The following is a 16,659-nucleotide window of genomic DNA, read 5'->3' as shown; positions in this document are numbered from 1 at the left end:
TGGGCCATTGATCGATCGTGTGTTGTTCAGAGCTTGTCTGTGAAATCCTGCCGGATCGTCAGGACTTTGACTCGTTCGTTCCGAGGGTCGGCCACTCGGATCTGTATCTGAATCCCCCGGAGGGGGGCCGTGTACGGCGCCGGATAGGACGGATAGACCGGCATGCTCTGGTAGCCGTTCAGGGCGATGTCGATGCTGGGGGCGTGGGTGTACTCGGTCGACCAGGTATCCCAGACCCTCGTCAGGCGGATGACGCCATTGGAGTCGTCGCCGACATTATTCGGGCTGCCGTCGGGGCGGAGTGGTCGCGAGGGATTCAGGCGATTGTCCGTGGTTAACGGGGGAATCCGCCCCGCGTGACCGAACCCCTGGAGCACCGGCGAATTGAGGCCCAGCTGAGGGTTCGCCTGGAGCCCGTAGCCGAGATCGTAGTAGCCGGGGCTGGTGATATAGCCGTTGGCCGAATACAGGGGGGCGTCGAGGTCGTAGGCCTTGACGTCGAAGCTCCGGACGTTGCTCAGGACCAGGTCATCCTCCCAGACGCCCGGGAAGTTATAGAACTGATTGAACGTGGCCGAGCCGGCCCCGTCGCTGCCGTATTGCCCGGCGACGGGCGGTAGATAGTTCGGGCTATTGAGCGCCGGGACCGAAGAGGGGTTGAATGGGCTGAGCCCCGGGATCTGACTCAGGCTCCCGTTGTACCCGAGCCCTCGGACGGGATCTCTCCAGTTGACCGAGAGGGTCTCACGCCAGGTGGGGAACCCGAACCAGGTCTGCAACTGGCCCGGCACCGTCGGGTCGGGGGTCGGCAGGTTGTCGTTGATCGCCAGCGGCGCGTGGTTTCCGGTGTAGACATTAGGATACGTCGTCAGATACGTCGTCTGCGACGGATCGAGGCTGTGGATCCAGCCCGCACCAAGCTGGTAGGGAGCGACCGTCTCGGGGTGGGAGAACATCCCCGGATAGATGAAGGGGAAGGCCAGGACGTCGTAGCTGGTCGTCGCGGCCGAGGTCCGGATCGGGAAATTGTTGGAGAACCCGGCCTCATTCAACAAGCCGGTCGGGTTGTTGAGCACCAGGTTCGGGTAGAGGGTCGGATAGAAATCGGGCACGTCATCCATGTTGAAATCGTCGGGGATCCCGTCGTCGGCGGGGGTCTGGGTGAGGCTGCCCGCGCTCACCGAGTTGCTATAATGATAATAGGAGTTGCTGAACCGTGGCTTGAAGGCCCGATTCTCGCGATTCGTCAGGTCGCCGAGGTCGTTCGGTATTGGGGGCACATTGGCGCCGGGCGCGGTGTTGGGGCGAGCCGAGATGTCATTGACGCCGATCCAGCTCATCTGCACGCTTGGATCCGTGGAAATGGCGTTGAATCGGTTGGCGAAGTTCGCCGACAACGTCCCCTTCCGCTCGGGCACGATCAGGAAGACGCGGCGGTACAGATTGCCATTCCGGAGGAAGTAGACGATCTCGGCCAACTGGCTGGTGATCGTGATGGGCTGGATCGCCTGGTTGCCCGAGCTGTTCTGATTGGCCGTGTTCAGGGTGCCCACGATAAAGGCCCGCCCGGTGAAGACCTGGCCTTCGGGGGCCTTTGTGGTGAAGGCCAGATAGTCGTCGGTGTCCTCGCCCTGGGCGTCGGCGAAGGAATTCTCGCCGTACTCGAAGTAGCCGAGTTTCTGCGTGGGGTCGAGCGGAGGGGTCATCCGGGCGGTCACCCCGGCCAGGTCCTGGCGGAGCCGGAGGTCGACCTGCCGGAGGCTGACGTCGAGGTCCTGGATCGAGCGCGAGGCGCTCATGGCGCCGGTGGCCGACTGGAAGATCTGGACCAGGATCACCATCATCAGGACGACCAGCGCCACGACGACGAGCATCTCGACCAGGGTGACGCCCTTCCTGGGGCGGTTCGGTCGTTTCAAGGCGGCACGCATGGCGGCTCCCCTCCGGAGATCGGACGACTTCCGGGCTCGGTCAGTGGATGGTGAAGGACCGGGGATAAACGTTGACGACGCTGGGCATGATCAGGGCCACGTTGGTATGGCCCGGGATCGACGCTCCCGCCGTGGTCAGTAGAGTCTTAGTACGGACCGGGGAGGCGATCGTCACGATGATCTGCCGATAACCCGCCACCGGGTCGGGCTGGGGATCGGTCCGCTTGGCCACCCGATACCAGTCGCATCGCTGGAAGGGGGTCTGGGACTGCCGGACGCGTCCCAGGATGTCCGCCGGCGAGGTCCCGGCGGGATCGCCGTAGGTTCGCCCGTAAAATCGCTCATACGTGACGTCGGCGATCCAGCTCCCGATCCGGATCGAGGGGTCGGGGATCGACGTCGGCCAGCGGAGCAGGACGGTCCGATCGGAGCCGGTGGCGAACCCGGTGTTGGCGATCCCGTTCGGGTTGAGGCCGTTGGTCGGGTCGTTGACGTTATTGACGTTGGACGAGTAGCCGAAGATCGCCTGGACGACCGTCTCGCCCGCCGGAGAGTAAGTGACGTCGTTGAAGGCGAACGGGCGGCCGTCGCAGACGACCACGTCCCCCTCGAACATCGTGCCGTTGGTCGAGTCGACCTGGCGTCCGGTGAAGAACCAGGTGAACCGCCAGTCGTTGGTCGGGATGTCGCCGGAGCCGAGGTTGAAGTCGGGCAGGAGCGGGCTCGGGCCGGTCACGCCGCTCTCGGACGAGTTGAAGACGATGTCGTCGATCGAGGTGAAGACGTCCGCCGCCACGTCTCGGGCCTGGGTGGGAAAGAGCGTGATGTTCGGGTTCTGGTAGGTGAACGGATAGAGGAAGTTTGTCGTGTTGTTGGTGGAGCTCCAGGGGATGAAGTTGGAGATCCGCTGGAGCCCGTGGGCGCTGGCATTGGTGTCGGCCAGGCCGTAGGGGTTCTGCGCGTTGCCCCCCGCGTCGAAGACGATCCCGCCGCCGAAGCGGGCCTCGGCCGCGCGGGTCCGGTAGGTCGCGGCGTAGTCGAGCGTGCCGTCGTAGAGCTGGTCGTTCAGCGGGACCGTATTCGTGACCGCCCTCCAGAGCGGGTCGTAGCAGACCGGGAGCCCCGGGAGCGGAGCCAGGCCCGGGCCGACCGTGGAGACCGGGACCGCGCCGATGTTCGCGTCCAGGGTGAAGGGGTCCTGGTTCCCGTACCAGGTCTGGGTGAATGACGACTTGAGGAAGAGGTCCCTCGCCTCGATGTCGTCGCTGGCCGACTGCACGAGCATGCCCCCGCGCTGGAAGCGGGTGGCCTCGCGGAGCCGGATCAGGCCCAGCGGGAAGAGCGTGGCCAGCGAGATCAGGCCGATCCCCATGATCAGGATCGCGATCAGGATCTCGGTCAGGGTGATACCCGACCGCCCCCGGTGGCTTCGAGCGATCATTGCGACTCCTTGATGCCAGCCTGGGCGTCGTAGAAGGGACGACTGGTGTCGACCAGGTCGAACTGTTCGATGGAATTCGTGACCACTTGCCCCGATCGGGTGAACAGGGTGACCAGCCGCCGTTCCCCCTTGAGGGCCGGGCCGCCATAGGTCAGGGTCCCCGGAACGTCGCTACCCGACTGGGTGAGGTTGGTGGTCCCCTGCGGCATCGGCAGCAGGTAGGTGTACTTGGGGTAGTTCGTATTGCGGCCCGGGATGTAAGGGACCTGCGAGAGGGCCGGGAACAGCGGACCGACCACGGCGGACCGATCGGTGATCCAGAAGTGGTAGAACGGCAGATTCGAGGTCGGCGAGGTGGCATTCTGGTCGATACCCGCAGCCCCCGCCCCCGCCTGGACGACCTGACCGCTCGGCGAGATCATGATGTCCACGAAGTAAGTGTAAGGGTCGACCGGGACCCGCGACCGTTCGGGCAACTGGATCGGCGAGCCCTGATTCGCGGGAGCACTCAGGAAGGAGTAAGGGGTCGCCGACGACGCGTTCCACGTCGTCATGTCGATCACCACGCCTTCCGGGAGCGTCGTCTCGCGGGCCGTCTGCGAGACCACCGGGCGGCGGACGATCGTGTAGGGTGAATTAATCGGAGGAGTTGTCGACTGGGATCCGATGAATCGCTCCGGTTCGTTTTCATTGCCAATCAGAAGCTCGGCCGGTTCATCGATCCCGTTCGCGCCGTTGTCATCGACTCCGTTGAAGCCAGGATCGACGATCCCGTCACCATCGTTGTCAATCCCGTCGAAACCTTCGTCGACCCACCCGTCATTGTCGTCGTCCACGCCATTGACGAGTTGCAGGAACTGAACCTGAGGGTTGTTCGGAAAAGTCTCATTGAAGATCGCGTTATAAGAAAGCAGTCCTCCGTTGATATATCGCTCGGAGTTCTGAAACTGACCGGAGACGGTGGCGGGGCCAGCCTGCATCGGCCCGGCGACTGTGTAATAGGCGCCAGAATCATTGAATCGAATCTTGTCGCCCTGACGTATGTTGTAATACCAAGCCGTTGGCTCGTTCTTCACATAGACCGGGGTCCCACTGGAAATGATGTAGGATCCAGGAGACTCGACAATGTACAAAAACGAATTGTTTGCCGGAATAATCGTCGGGGCGGAGACTAGACCCTGGGTGTAGTCGGGAGCCGGCTCGATGGCGATGAACCGATTCGAGGCGAGCACGCCGGCCGGGGCATTGCCCGAGAGGGGCGAGAGGACCGGGTCGGGGAGCAGCCGGATCCCGCGAGGGGCATTGGCGCGGATGGCCTCGTCCCGGGCACCGACCAGGACCGCCTGGAAGACGCGGGACGCCTCGCTCACGCGCCGCTCGTTCAGGGCCGGCAGGACGACCGGGAGGGCCACGGCGCTGATCAAGGCGATGATGGTGATGACGACGAGGATCTCGACCAGAGTGAACCCTCGACGGTCAGGATTATGAGCATGGTTCATCATTTCGCTCCCGCACCCGGTGCCGAAAGGTTCTGGTTCGTGATGTCGTCGACACCGGCGATGTTCTGGAGATAGTCGGACGTGACCGTCTGGGAGACGACCTCGAGGAACGTCCCGCTCCGCCCGCCGTGGTCGAACTGGGCCGCCTGGCTCTCACACCAGTTGAGGTTCTGAACGTCCTGGATTAGATTGCCTGATGGAAATCCGGCAAGCGGATAGCGATCCGCATAAACCGAGTCAATATCTTTATAATTCAGGCCCAGCTGGAACGTCCCAGGCACCCTGTCGGGGCCGCCCGATAGGATCAGGAACTTCGAGTAGAAGGCCCTACGACGCCATTCGGGTCGATTCTGAGAATCGCCAGTACGGTCCCATGTGAATACGTTGGTGGGACTATTGGACGGCTGTGAGCTCGCCAAGGGGTCAATGATGATGTGAAAATAGGTCATGAAAGCGTTGGCTTGCGGACTCGCCGGGCTACCACTGTAGGAGAAGGAGCCATTGGGGGGCATGCCAAAGGCCAAGTAAGGAAGCCCAGCGTTGTAGTAGGGGAGCACTGAGCCGTTCGCCCACCAAGCCGGCGAGACCAGGAGCTGATTGGTGTCCAGGGGATCCTGCTGGCGAGTCTCATCGAACCGATAGGACTGGTAACCTTTCTGTGAGTCGGCCGAACTCCCAGATGAGGATGCGACATTCGGGTCGCCCGGCCCGTAGTAGATCGGCCAGCGGTAGAACTGGAGCGGCTCGCCCCAGGCGTCGATGAACTCGGGGAGGCCGTCGCCGTCGGTGTCGGCCACGTCCCGGTCGGAGAACTCCTCGCGATTGAAGGCGCTGCCCAGCGGCCCCAGCCCCTCGACGAGCACGGCGTAAAGCGCCTCGGACCGGGCGGTCTTGTGCGTGTGCTTGCCCAGCCGGGCCGTGACGGCCGCCTGGAAATCGGCGGCGGAGGCCCCGCCCCCCGACACGAGCACCTCGGCCAGGTTGTCGACATAGCCGTCCCCGTTGTTGTCGGCCGCGTCGTATCCCCTCCGGGCATTGACCGAGGCCCCGGGGGAAGCCTGGATGACATCGGCCGCCGCGGCCTCGTAGAGGCTCTTGTAGAAGCCCGCCGCCGCGGTGTACGAAGCCCCGAACATCCCCGAGTCCTGCGCCACGGTCTGATTCGTGAACACCCCGTTGCCGTTGTTGTAGCCGGTGATCGGGTTGTACCCGGGGGTCGGGATATAGGGACCGACGGTCGGGGAGACATACGGCAGGCCCGGAGATCGGTTCCCCAGGGGCAGGGCGAAATCGTCCAGGACCGGGTTATTGTTTGGGAACGGGTAGGGCAGGGCTGCGAAGTTGAGCGGATAGCTGGCCCCGAAGGCCGTGTTCACCACGAAGACGTCGGGCAGCTCGGCCTTCATGTAATCGAACTGGGCAATCACCTGGGCCCGCTTGAGGTCCGAGCCCGGAACCGGAAAAGGCCCATTATTACTCGCGTCCTTGTATGTATACGCCGCCAGATAGCGGTGGGTCTGGTTAATCGGGGCCGTCGTGGCCAGCAGGGCGTCGATCCGGTCGGACATCGCCGATTCGAGCTTGGTGATGAGCGCCTGGGTCTGCCGCTCCTCGGCCCGTCGGACGCCATCGGCGGCGGCGACCAGGATCAGCGAGATGATGATCCCGATGATCGCCATCACCACCAGCAATTCGATCAGGGTGAATCCGGCCCGGCGCGGGCTGCGTGCGACTGGCATGGCGTCCGCCGTCCTTCGTTCGAAGAATTGTCCGACCCGTCGACCCGGGGACCGTCTCCGCGACGGCCCCCGGCCTGGCTCAATCCAGCCGTCCGCCGGCGAAGTTGGTGATGTTGTCGCGCTCGCGAAGGCGAGGATTCGTCTCGGTGAGCGGGTTCGGCGTCACGTTGGCCGGGTCGGTCAGGGGGAGGATATTGCCGGTCGAAGCCTTGTTGTACTCGCCACCGATCCCCCACTGGCGATCCTGCCCGGCGCAGATCAACTGGAACGAGTTGGCGTTGAAGAAGGTCGCCGTCGGGGCATTGTTCCCGGCGGGGGCGGGAAGGCTGGACGTGTAGGGGTTCGGGGCCGGCGAGCTCACCGAACCGGGCGGGAACGCCACGTTGAAGGTCCGGCCCAGCACCGCATTGTTATCGTCAACCTCGTATGTGCAATTATAATCGTTCGGATCGTAAGCATTCGTCCCGTAGGCGCAGAAGTAGGCGTAGGGTCGCTTGTCGCTGTTGCCGATCAGGGCCCCACTGGCCGCAGAGCCCAGCGGATCGAGATAGCTGGGCATCTCCTGAGCGTTGCTCGATCCGTCCAGCCGGCCGGTGGCGAATTCGTAGAGGGAGACCGAACGGTTCGCGGCCGTCGAGCCGGCGCCCGCCTGGACGAAGGTCCGGAACGGGTTGAGCGGATTCTTGTCGAAGCCGGCCAGCCCAAACTGGGTCGTCCCGGACGAGGACTGGACCCGGGTCGGCATCCCGCCCAGGAAGAAGACCAGGCACTCGGGCCCTTCCAGGATGTAGAATCCCGATCGGTTGGCCGACGACGTCGAGTCGTCGTTGCCATCATTGTTGAAGTCGTAGAACCGGCCGGCCGTCGAGGGGACCGCCGGCCCGGTCGTGCTCAAGGCCATGCGGGGGAAGAACCGCTGGAGATACAGCATCGACCGCTGGGCCAGGGCGTTGTTCGCCGGATAGTACCCCGACTCGCTGCAATAGAGCCGGCTCGGGGGGTACTCGCCGTACTTGGTCTTGAAGCTCTCCAGGGCCGTGGCAATGTTGTTCATCTCGGCCGCGACCTGGGCCTCCTTCGCATGCCGGAAGGCGGAGGCCAGGGTCGGCACCAGGATGGCGATCAGGATCCCGATGATCAGGATCGCCGTCAGGACTTCGATCAGGGTGAAGCCGGGCCGTCGCGGTCGGTGGCGGTCCATCGGTCGGTTCTCCGCGGTTGAGGGTATCGGGGTCTCGGTTCGATGGCCAGTCGCGGGCGGGTCGGCCCGCGGCGCGCACCGGGGACGTCCCGACCCGGTCAGGCGGGTCGGGCACCGTCTCCATCCGACAAAGGACTGCGATCGACCGCCGGGCCTCAGCCCGACAGCTTGCTGATCAAGGAGATCAGCGGCAGGAACAGCGCGATGACGATGAAGCCGATGATCCCGCCGAGCACCACGATCATGATCGGCTCGAGCAGGCTCACGAGGCTCTCGACCAGGGTCTCGACCTCTTCGTCATAGTTATCGGCGATCTTGTTCAGCATCGTGTCGAGGTCGCCCGTCTCCTCGCCGACGTCGATCATGTTCACCACGATGTCGTCGACGATCCGGGCCTCGCGGAGCGGCTGGGCGATCGTCTCGCCCTCGCGAATGCTGTCGTAGATCCGGGTGAACGCCCGCTCGAACACCATGTTGCCCGCGGTGTCGCGGACGATGTTCAGCGACTCCAGGATCGGCACGCCCGACTGGACCAGGGTCCCCAGGGTCCGGGTGGTCCGGGCCACCGTCGACTTCTCGACGATCGCACCCATCACCGGGATCATCAGCAGGATCCGGTCGCAGATATAAGCGCCCGTCTTGTTCCGGTAGATCAGCTTCAGGAAGATCCAGATGAACACCGGCATCAGGATGCAGATGTAGAAGTAGTCGACCACGAAGTGGCTGGCCTTGATCAGGAACTTCGTCATCGCCGGCAGGTCGACGCCGAAGTCTTTGAAGATGGCCTCGAACTTCGGGATGATGAAGTAGAGGATGAAGCCGACGATCGCGCAGGCGACGGTGATGACCACGATCGGGTAGACCATGGCCGACTTGATCCGCCGCTTCAGGCTCTGCGACTTCTCCTTGAAGTCGGCCAGGCGCTGGAGGATCGATTCCAGGGCACCGCCGGCCTCGCCGGCCTTGATCATGTTGCAATAGAGCTTGTCGAACGCCTTGGGGTGCTTGGCGAAGGCGTCGGAGAGGGTGGCACCGCTCTCGATGTCCTCGACCACGTCCTCCAGCGAGTTCTTGAGCACGCCCGGCTTGCACTGACCGTGAAGGATCTTCAGGCTCCGGAGGATCGGCAGGCCGGCGTCCTGGAGCGTCGAGAGCTGGCGGGTGAAGGTGCAGAGCTGCTTGGTCGAGATCTTGCCGATCGTGAACGACTTCTTCTTGCGTCGACCACCCTTGCGGACCTGCGCCGGGCCTTTCTTCTTGGCCTTGGAGCGCTCGGAGATCTTGGTGACGAAGAACCCCTTCTGGCGGATCAGCTGCTGGGCTTCTTCCTGGGTGCTGGCGTCGATGGAGTCCTTGACTTCGCGCCCGGTGTTATCCATCGCCTCATATTGGAAGGTCGGCATCCTCGTGATCTCCTGGGCGGTTGGGGTGATCCCTCGGGCGGAGCGGTTTCGGGCATCGAGTGACTAGTGGCTGGTTCCTGCTTTGACGACCATCAAGCATCCAGAGTTCCACGATTCCGCATAAATTGATTCTAACCACCGAACACTGGCCACTGACCACTCAATTGTTCTTATGCGTCATCGAGCATGGTCTCGCGGACGATCTCCTCGATGGAGGTCTGCCCGCTGTGGATCGCCATCAGGCCGGACTCGCGGAGGGTCCGCATGCCGAACTTCCGGCAGGCCTCGCGGAAGGCGTCCAGCGACGCCTCGGAGACGATCATCTCGCGGAGTTCCTCGTTCATCACGAGCAGCTCGTAGATCCCCATCCGGCCCTTGTAGCCGGTGTTATTGCACTTGTCGCAGCCCTTGCCGTAGTAGAACTTCTTGGTCGCCGCCTCCTCGGGCGTCATCCCCAGCTCCATGGCCACTTCGGGGCTGGGCGTGAACTCGGTCCGGCAGCTGTTGCAGATCTTGCGGACCAGCCGCTGGGCCAGGACCGCCTCGACGGTGGCGGTGATGAGGAACGTCGGCAGCCCCATGTCGCGGAGCCGGGTGATCGCCGAGGGGGCGTCGTTGGTGTGCAGGGTCGTGAACACGATGTGCCCGGTCAGCGACGCCTGGATCGAGATCTCGGCCGTCTCCAGGTCGCGGGTCTCCCCCACCAGGATCTTGTCGGGGTCCTGCCGGAGGATCGCCCGGAGGCAGGCGGCGAAGGTCACCCCGATCTCGCCGTTGATCGGCACCTGGACCAGCCCGTCGATGTCGTATTCGACCGGCTCCTCGGTGGTGATGATCTTGTCCTCGACCGAGTTCAGCTCATTCAAGGTGGCGTAGAGCGTGGTGGTCTTCCCCGAGGAGGTCGGCCCGGTCACCAGGACGATCCCGTTCGGCTTCATGATCACCGACCGCCAGGACGCCAGGATATCCTCGGCCATCCCGATCTTGTTCAAGTCGAGGTTGACCACGGTCCGGTCCAGGATCCGGAGGACCACGCTCTCGCCGAAGAGGGTCGGCAGGGTGGAGACCCGGATGTCCACCTGGTTACCGCCGATGGCCAGCTCGATCCGGCCGTCCTGCGGGAGCCGGCGCTCGGCGATGTCCAGGTTCGACATGACCTTGATCCGGCTGGAGATCGCCGGGGCCAGGTGGCGAGGGGGGGGCACCAGCTCGTAGAGGATGCCGTCCACCCGGTAACGCATCTTGTACTCGTCCTCGAACGGCTCGAAGTGCACGTCCGAGGCCTTGTCCTTGATCGCCAGCAGGAGCACCATGTTCAGGAGCTTCCGGACCGGCGCGGCCTCGGCCATCTCCTCGATCGCCTCGAGGTCGATCGTGTTCTCGTTCCGATTCTGGAACTGGGAGAGTCCCTTGTCGTTCTCGATCTGCTTGACGACGTCCTGGATCGACTCGTGCTTCTCGGCATAGAGCCGGGCGATCGCCGCCATCACGTCCGACTCGGCCGCGATCACCCCCTTGACCTCGACCCCGATGAACGACCGGATGCTCTCCAGGGTGGCCGGATCCCGAGGGTCGGCCATCGCCACGGTCACCGACTTGTCTTTCTTGTGCTGCGAGATCGGGACGATCTTGAACGAGGTCGCCATCGTCTCGTTGACCAGGTCCGTCAGCTCGGTCGGCACGGCCATCTCGCCCAGCCGGACCACCTTCATCGAGAACTGCTCGCCCAGCGCCTTCAGGACTTGGTCCTCGGTCACCACGCCCATCCGCGCGGCCACCTTGCCGATCAGCTCGCCGTCGGAGCGCTTCTGCTCCTCCAGGACCTTCCAGAGGGCATCCTCGTCGAGGTAACCCATGTCCACCAGGATCGTGCCGAGTCGGCGAGCCATGCAAACCACCCTTCCGCGCGGTCGAGTTCAAAATCCAGGCGTTCGAGAACCGACGAGGTCGAGGGACGGAGAGCCCGGAGACGAGGGGCCGGGACCGGATCCCGGCGGCATCGTCTAAGGGACGACAACAAGTTAAATCTTGCGACGGTCGGCTGCGAAGTGATTATGGACCAATCTCATACGTCCGAATGGGCCTCTTGTGACAGCCCATCCGGGTTTTCATCCGTTGTTCTTATTCACCATCGGCTCAATCCTCCTCCTTTTCTTCGTCTTCCATTTCGTCCATGATCCCCTTCTTGGCATTCTCGATCCGCATTCGGAGATCGGCCGGCTTCCGGCACTTGTACATGACCTCCTCCTCGGCGACGAGGCCCTGCCTCCAGAGGTTGAAGAGGCTGTCATCGAGGAGGATCATCCCGTGCTTTCGGCCGGTCTGGATCGACGAGTCGATCCGGTACGTCTTGTTCTCGCGGATCAGGTTGGAGATCGCCGGGGTGACCACGAGCATCTCGTAGGCGGCGACTAGCCCCTTGGGGATCCGAGGCACCAGCGCCTGGGCGAGGACCCCGATGATCGCCACCGAGAGTTGTGTCCGGATCTGGTCCTGCTGTTCCTTGGGGAACACGTCGATGATCCGGTTGACCGTCCCTTCGGCCGAGTTGGTGTGGAGCGTCCCGAAGACAATGTGGCCGGTCTCGGCCGCAGTGATCGCCGCCTGGATCGTGGCCAGGTCTCGCATCTCGCCGACGAGGATGATGTCCGGGTCCATTCGGAGGGCCCGGCGGATCGCCTCGGGGAAGTCGGGCACGTCGATCCCGATCTCGCGCTGATTCACCAGGCACTTCTTGTGCTTGTGGTAATACTCGATCGGGTCCTCGATCGTGATGATGTGACGATCGAGATTGTCATTAATCCAGTTGATCATGCTGGCCAGGCTGGTCGTCTTGCCCGAGCCGGTCGGCCCGGTCACGAGGATCAGACCGCGAGGTCGTGTGATCAACTCTTCCATCACGGCCGGCAGGCCGATCTGCTGGAAGGTGAGGAATTCGTTCGGGATTCGCCGGAGGACCAGCCCGATATTCCCGCGCTGCTTGTAGATGGCGACGCGAAACCGGGCCGCCTCTCCGAACGCGAACCCGAAGTCGCAGCCACCGACCTCCTGAAGCTCCTGCTGGCAGCGCTCGGGCGTGATGGACTTCATCAGCGCGGCGGTGTCGGAGCTCTCCAGGACCTTCGTATTGAGGGGAACCATGTGGCCGCCCAGCCGGAGCATCGGCTTGGAGCCAACGGTCAGGTGCAGGTCGCTGGCCTTCTGGGTCACGACCGTCTGGAGCAACTTATCGATCAGCAACGTTCCCATGGGCGTCTCTAATCCCCTCGCGAGGTCTCCGATGGTCCATCTCCCCCGTGGGCCGGGGGACAGCCCCCCGTCTGGAAGGGGTTGACTTTGTCCTGACGACTAGATGTCCAAGGAAACGAAGTTCGGGCGATTGGAGATGGGACGAAAGCCCGAGGGCGCGTCTCACAGGACATTATCGGGGAGAATTTCGACCGATCAAGCGACCGGGACGGGGTTTGTCCGATCGATCGGGGCGGTTGGAGAGCCCGGATCGGCCATTCCTGACAGAAAACGAGGAGCGAGCGAGCCGTCCGAGCGACCCTCCTCGAGTCGTCCTGGTGGACTCGAGGAGGTTTCGTGGGGTCTCAAACATTCGACTCGGCCATCGACTCCTGGTGGGTGATCCGGAGGATCTCGTCGATGGTGGTCAGGCCCTTCATCGCCTTGATCATTCCGTCCTCGAAGAGAGTATGCATCCCCTGTTTCCGGGCCACTTTACGGATAGCCTGGGTGGGTTCTCCCTTGAACGTCATGTCGCGGATGGCGCTGGTCATGACCATCATTTCGTGGATACCCATGCGGCCCCGATAGCCCGACTTGTTGCAGTGGTTGCAGCCCTTCCCCTTCATGAAGTTGGCCTTCTTGGCGATCTCGGGCCGGAGCCCGATCCCCTTCAGGATGTGCGCCGGGGGTTCATAACGGACCTTGCATTTGGGACAGACCTTGCGGACCAATCGCTGACCCATGATCCCCATGACCGAGCTGGCCACGAGGAACGGCTGGACCCCGATGTCGACCAATCTTGTAATAGCACTGGGCGCATCGTTCGTGTGGAGCGTACTGAAAACCAGGTGTCCTGTCAGCGAGGCCTGGATAGCGGTGTTTGCGGTCTCTTCGTCCCGAATTTCGCCGACCAGGAGGATGTTCGGATTCTGCCGGAGCATGGCTCGAATGATCCGCGCGAAGGTCATCCCGATCTTCGCCCGAACCTCGCACTGGTTGACGCCGGGGAGGTAATATTCGACCGGGTCCTCGGCCGTGATGATCTTCACGTCCGGCCGGTTCAGCTCGTTGAGCGCGGCGTAGAGGGTGGTCGTCTTGCCCGAGCCCGTCGGCCCGGTCACCAGGAGGATCCCGTTGGGCCGCTTGATGAGGGTCTGGAATCGTTTCCAGTTATCGTCCGAGAATCCGAGGTCGCGGAGCCCCACCTTGATGTTATCGCGGTCCAGGATTCGCATGACCACGGACTGGCCATGGTTGGTTGGGAGGATGCTGACACGCAGGTCGATATCCTTCCCCGCGACGTGGATCTTGATCCGCCCGTCCTGGGGTCGTCGTTTCTCGGCGATGTCGATCGAGCCCATGATCTTGATACGGCTGACGATCGACCCGAGGAGTCGGCGGGGTGCCGAGTCGCGTTCGATACAGACGCCGTCGATCCTGTAACGAATCCGGACACGGTCGGCGAACGGTTCGATGTGGATGTCGGAGGCCCGGCTCATCACGGCTTCCTGGATGATCAGGTGCACCAGTCGGATGACCGGCGCATCGTTTTCATCCATCGTGTTCGCACCCGAGCCCCCCTTGCCGCCGGGTCCGTCGTCGGAGAAGTCGATGGCGGTGTCGGTGAACTCCTGGAGCATCGAGTCGACCGACTCGGTCTCCTGCGAGGTCCCGCCGTAATATTTATTGATCGCCTCGAGGATGGCTTCCTTGGAAGCGAGGGCCACGTCGATCTCGCGGTTCAGGACGAACCGGAGCTTGTCGACGGTCTCGAAGTCGTTGGGATTGGCCATGATGACCTTGATCATCCCGTTCTCCTGGGCCAGCGGCATCACGATATTCTCGCGAGCCAGCGACTCGGGGACGAGTTCGACGACCGAGCTGGGGATCTCGATCTCCCGGAGCGCGACGAAGTCCATGCCGAATTGTTCGGCCTTGGCCTTCATGACGTCGTCGGAGTCGACATAGCCGAGCTTGACCAGGGCGTCCTCAAGCTGGACGCCGTTCATCCTCTGGGCTTCCTTGAGCTGATCGGGGCCGATCACCCCGCGCTTGACGAGAATGTCGCTCCAATCGCGAGTCTGCTTGGCCATGGGGCGGGGGCTCCAGGAAGATTGCCGACGAGGTACCGCCGACGCCACGCCGTTTCGACGCCTGGGGCATCATTCGGCGTGAGGGTGCGTCCTCGATCGAGGCTGATCCGTCATCGAGGGGAACGGGCGTTTCGCAAAGATGAGGCAAGCGTCCCGGGCGACATGACGCATCGAAACGAATGGAGACGAAGCCGCCGAGATGAGCTCGATGGATGATGAACAATCTAGCCTAGGCTACCACGACGATCCGGGGCGGACAAGCGGCCCGAAACAAAATCAACCCTAGGGGTTAGTGGCCCGAGCCGAGGCCCGAGGGGGTGGGCCTCGGCCTCGGTCGTTCTGCCTTGCGATCAGAACCGATCGGCGCTGATGACCTCGCCTCCGCTGCGAGTCGAGAGCGCCTGATAGACGCCGACTTTCGCCCCCGCGTTGAGGACGAGCCCGTAATAGCTGGGATTGGCCGGGCTGGTCCCGGCCGGGATCCCCTGGATCTGGGGCGGGGGGATCACCCAGGAGTCGATCGTGTCCTTGAGGAAGTGGACCGAGCCGTCGCAGAAGGCGGCGTTCGACCCGCCGGGGTGGAAGCTCATGTCGTTGGCGATGGCCCATCTCGTCAGGGCGGCGTTCCCCGGGTCGTTGGTGGGGTCCGAATAGTGGCGGCCCCAGTTGGGCTGGAACCGGGCCTCCAGCGACAGGGAGGCCGGGTCGCCGCCGCTCCAGACATGGATATTGAATTGGGTCTGGGCCGAATAGAGGCCGTGCCCGTTCTCGGAGTACATGATTGTGTTGCTCATCCCGTCGGTGATGCCGGCGACCGTGACGTTCCCCCCCGGGATGATCGAGCCGAGCGCATGGGCGGAGAGCTGGGGATCGAGTTCGAGTTGCCTTTTCGCCACATTGTAGGAAAGGGCGAAGGCATCCCAGGGGCCGACGTTGCCGGAGTAATGGGTGTGGAACTCCTTGAAGGTCGGCGGACCGAACTGGAGGTTATTGACCGCGAACCCCGACGGGTCGCTCGGGCAGAAGAGGGTCGAGATGCCCGCCCCGGGGATCGTCCAGTTGGAAGGATCGTAGAAGGCATTCGAGAAGTTGGTGGCGTTGAAGACCGCCCCCTGTTCCATGAACGGGCAGATTCGGACCAGCGACGAGAAGCCGATATTCCCGCCGTTGCAGAGGGTGGCGGGGGGGAGGGCGGCATTCGCCGACTCGTAGCCGAGGGCCGCCAGGGCGAGCTGCTTCAGGTTGTTGGTGCAGTGGGCCCGCCGGGCGGCCTCGCGGGCGGCCTGGACCGCCGGGAGGAGGAGCGAGATCAGCACGGCGATGATGGCGATCACCACCAGCAACTCGATCAGCGTGAACGCGCGAGGACGTGACATACGTCGTCGGGGATGGATCATCTCAAATTCCTTGAAAGGGGGGAGTGAAGCGGGAAATTAGGAGGAGGCGCATGGCCTCGAAGATATGGCTGGGAGAGGTGGGACTGCGAATTCAAGAGGTGCCAGGGTTGCTGGTCGCATCCTCGAAGGGCAGGGAACCCGGGAAGAGTCGCCCAACCCCGAAGGTCTTCCGACCATCTCCGGCCCTCCTCGGGACATCCCTCACTCGGGAGGGGCGTCGTGGATCGGGGCCGGCTTGAGCTTGCCGATCGGCGCTTCCTTGGTCGGGATGTAGGACTTCATCGACGCCTTGGGGATGTCGATCGAACCGGCCCCCCGGACGGTGTCGTCGCCGCAGCCGGAGGCGGCCAGCAAGAACGAGGAGCAGAGCAGCCGGAGGAAGGGGGGGCGAAGCTTCTCCGGGGTCGAGTCCATCATCAGGAGCCCTCATCGAGATGGGTCGAACGCAATCATCAAAAAAAAGACGGCGCGGATCGATGGGCCGTCGACGAAACCGCCAGGATGACCGGGCCAATCAACCATGTCACCATCTTCCGGGAGTATAACGAAGGGGCCAGGCCCGCGTCATCATCGAACCCGGGCCGGTCGGGCCGGCCTTCGAGGCCACTCGGTAAATCCAGAAGGTTGACCGGTCGAGGGAGTCGGGACCTTCCGGGAACGAACCCGGGCCGCCGAAGGGGATTCGGCGGCCCGGGACGATCGATCGAGGGGCGACTCGCGGCCG

General features: G+C 63.4%; 11 protein-coding genes. All 11 read right to left on the bottom strand.

Annotated elements, in window-relative coordinates; translation table 11 throughout:
- Window positions 1-26 precede the first annotated feature (26 nt).
- A complete protein-coding gene (locus P12x_RS16155) occupies window positions 27-1,931 on the bottom strand; it encodes a prepilin-type N-terminal cleavage/methylation domain-containing protein (protein ID WP_435005334.1) in 1,905 nt (634 codons plus the stop codon).
- Window positions 1,932-1,971: 40 nt separating this feature from the next.
- Window positions 1,972-3,372: a type IV pilus modification PilV family protein gene (locus P12x_RS16150; protein WP_435005333.1), complete on the bottom strand. Its 1,401-nt coding sequence runs from the start codon at window positions 3,370-3,372 to the stop codon at window positions 1,972-1,974.
- Window positions 3,369-4,874, bottom strand: a complete 1,506-nt coding sequence (locus tag P12x_RS16145; protein ID WP_435005332.1) for a pilus assembly FimT family protein — start codon at window positions 4,872-4,874, stop codon at window positions 3,369-3,371. The genes P12x_RS16150 and P12x_RS16145 overlap by 4 nt, the downstream gene beginning before the upstream one ends.
- Complete coding sequence (locus tag P12x_RS16140; protein ID WP_435005331.1) at window positions 4,871-6,610, bottom strand: type II secretion system protein; 1,740 nt, start codon at window positions 6,608-6,610, stop codon at window positions 4,871-4,873. Before P12x_RS16140 ends, P12x_RS16145 begins: the two co-directional genes overlap by 4 nt.
- A 79-nt stretch (window positions 6,611-6,689) precedes the next feature.
- Entirely contained in the window at window positions 6,690-7,811 is a 1,122-nt protein-coding gene (locus tag P12x_RS16135) for a type II secretion system protein (protein ID WP_435005330.1), read from the bottom strand.
- A 155-nt stretch (window positions 7,812-7,966) separates the two neighbouring features.
- Window positions 7,967-9,214, bottom strand: coding sequence for a type II secretion system F family protein (locus P12x_RS16130; protein WP_435005329.1), 1,248 nt, complete (start codon window positions 9,212-9,214; stop codon window positions 7,967-7,969).
- Between the two features lie 170 nt (window positions 9,215-9,384).
- Window positions 9,385-11,103, bottom strand: coding sequence for a GspE/PulE family protein (locus tag P12x_RS16125; protein ID WP_435005328.1), 1,719 nt, complete (start codon window positions 11,101-11,103; stop codon window positions 9,385-9,387).
- Between the two features lie 247 nt (window positions 11,104-11,350).
- Window positions 11,351-12,463: a type IV pilus twitching motility protein PilT gene (locus P12x_RS16120; RefSeq protein WP_435005327.1), complete on the bottom strand. Its 1,113-nt coding sequence runs from the start codon at window positions 12,461-12,463 to the stop codon at window positions 11,351-11,353.
- A gap of 344 nt (window positions 12,464-12,807) precedes the next feature.
- Window positions 12,808-14,538: a GspE/PulE family protein gene (locus P12x_RS16115; protein WP_435005326.1), complete on the bottom strand. Its 1,731-nt coding sequence runs from the start codon at window positions 14,536-14,538 to the stop codon at window positions 12,808-12,810.
- Window positions 14,539-14,888: 350 nt separating this feature from the next.
- The gene (locus tag P12x_RS16110; protein ID WP_435005325.1) at window positions 14,889-15,914 is read right to left on the bottom strand and encodes a DUF1559 domain-containing protein; all 1,026 of its coding nucleotides are present in this window, start codon (window positions 15,912-15,914) and stop codon (window positions 14,889-14,891) included.
- Window positions 15,915-16,136: 222 nt separating this feature from the next.
- Window positions 16,137-16,352 (bottom strand): hypothetical protein, encoded by a 216-nt coding sequence (locus P12x_RS16105; RefSeq protein ID WP_435005324.1) that lies wholly within the window; start codon window positions 16,350-16,352, stop codon window positions 16,137-16,139.
- Between the last annotated feature and the right edge of the window lie 307 nt (window positions 16,353-16,659).

The sequence above is a fragment of the Tundrisphaera lichenicola genome (assembly GCF_051175385.1).
Classification (GTDB): domain Bacteria; phylum Planctomycetota; class Planctomycetia; order Isosphaerales; family Isosphaeraceae; genus Tundrisphaera; species Tundrisphaera lichenicola.
This window is presented reverse-complemented; position numbering and strand designations above follow the sequence as displayed.

What these genes read in the sequence shown, in the direction of transcription:
- P12x_RS16155 (WP_435005334.1), bottom strand. Translation starts at nt 1,931, where the DNA reads ATGCGTGCCGCCTTGAAACGACCGAACCGCCCCAGGAAGGGCGTCACC.
- P12x_RS16150 (WP_435005333.1), bottom strand. Translation starts at nt 3,372, where the DNA reads ATGATCGCTCGAAGCCACCGGGGGCGGTCGGGTATCACCCTGACCGAG.
- P12x_RS16145 (WP_435005332.1), bottom strand. Translation starts at nt 4,874, where the DNA reads ATGATGAACCATGCTCATAATCCTGACCGTCGAGGGTTCACTCTGGTC.
- P12x_RS16140 (WP_435005331.1), bottom strand. Translation starts at nt 6,610, where the DNA reads ATGCCAGTCGCACGCAGCCCGCGCCGGGCCGGATTCACCCTGATCGAA.
- P12x_RS16135 (WP_435005330.1), bottom strand. Translation starts at nt 7,811, where the DNA reads ATGGACCGCCACCGACCGCGACGGCCCGGCTTCACCCTGATCGAAGTC.
- P12x_RS16130 (WP_435005329.1), bottom strand. Translation starts at nt 9,214, where the DNA reads ATGCCGACCTTCCAATATGAGGCGATGGATAACACCGGGCGCGAAGTC.
- P12x_RS16125 (WP_435005328.1), bottom strand. Translation starts at nt 11,103, where the DNA reads ATGGCTCGCCGACTCGGCACGATCCTGGTGGACATGGGTTACCTCGAC.
- P12x_RS16120 (WP_435005327.1), bottom strand. Translation starts at nt 12,463, where the DNA reads ATGGGAACGTTGCTGATCGATAAGTTGCTCCAGACGGTCGTGACCCAG.
- P12x_RS16115 (WP_435005326.1), bottom strand. Translation starts at nt 14,538, where the DNA reads ATGGCCAAGCAGACTCGCGATTGGAGCGACATTCTCGTCAAGCGCGGG.
- P12x_RS16110 (WP_435005325.1), bottom strand. Translation starts at nt 15,914, where the DNA reads ATGTCACGTCCTCGCGCGTTCACGCTGATCGAGTTGCTGGTGGTGATC.
- P12x_RS16105 (WP_435005324.1), bottom strand. Translation starts at nt 16,352, where the DNA reads ATGATGGACTCGACCCCGGAGAAGCTTCGCCCCCCCTTCCTCCGGCTG.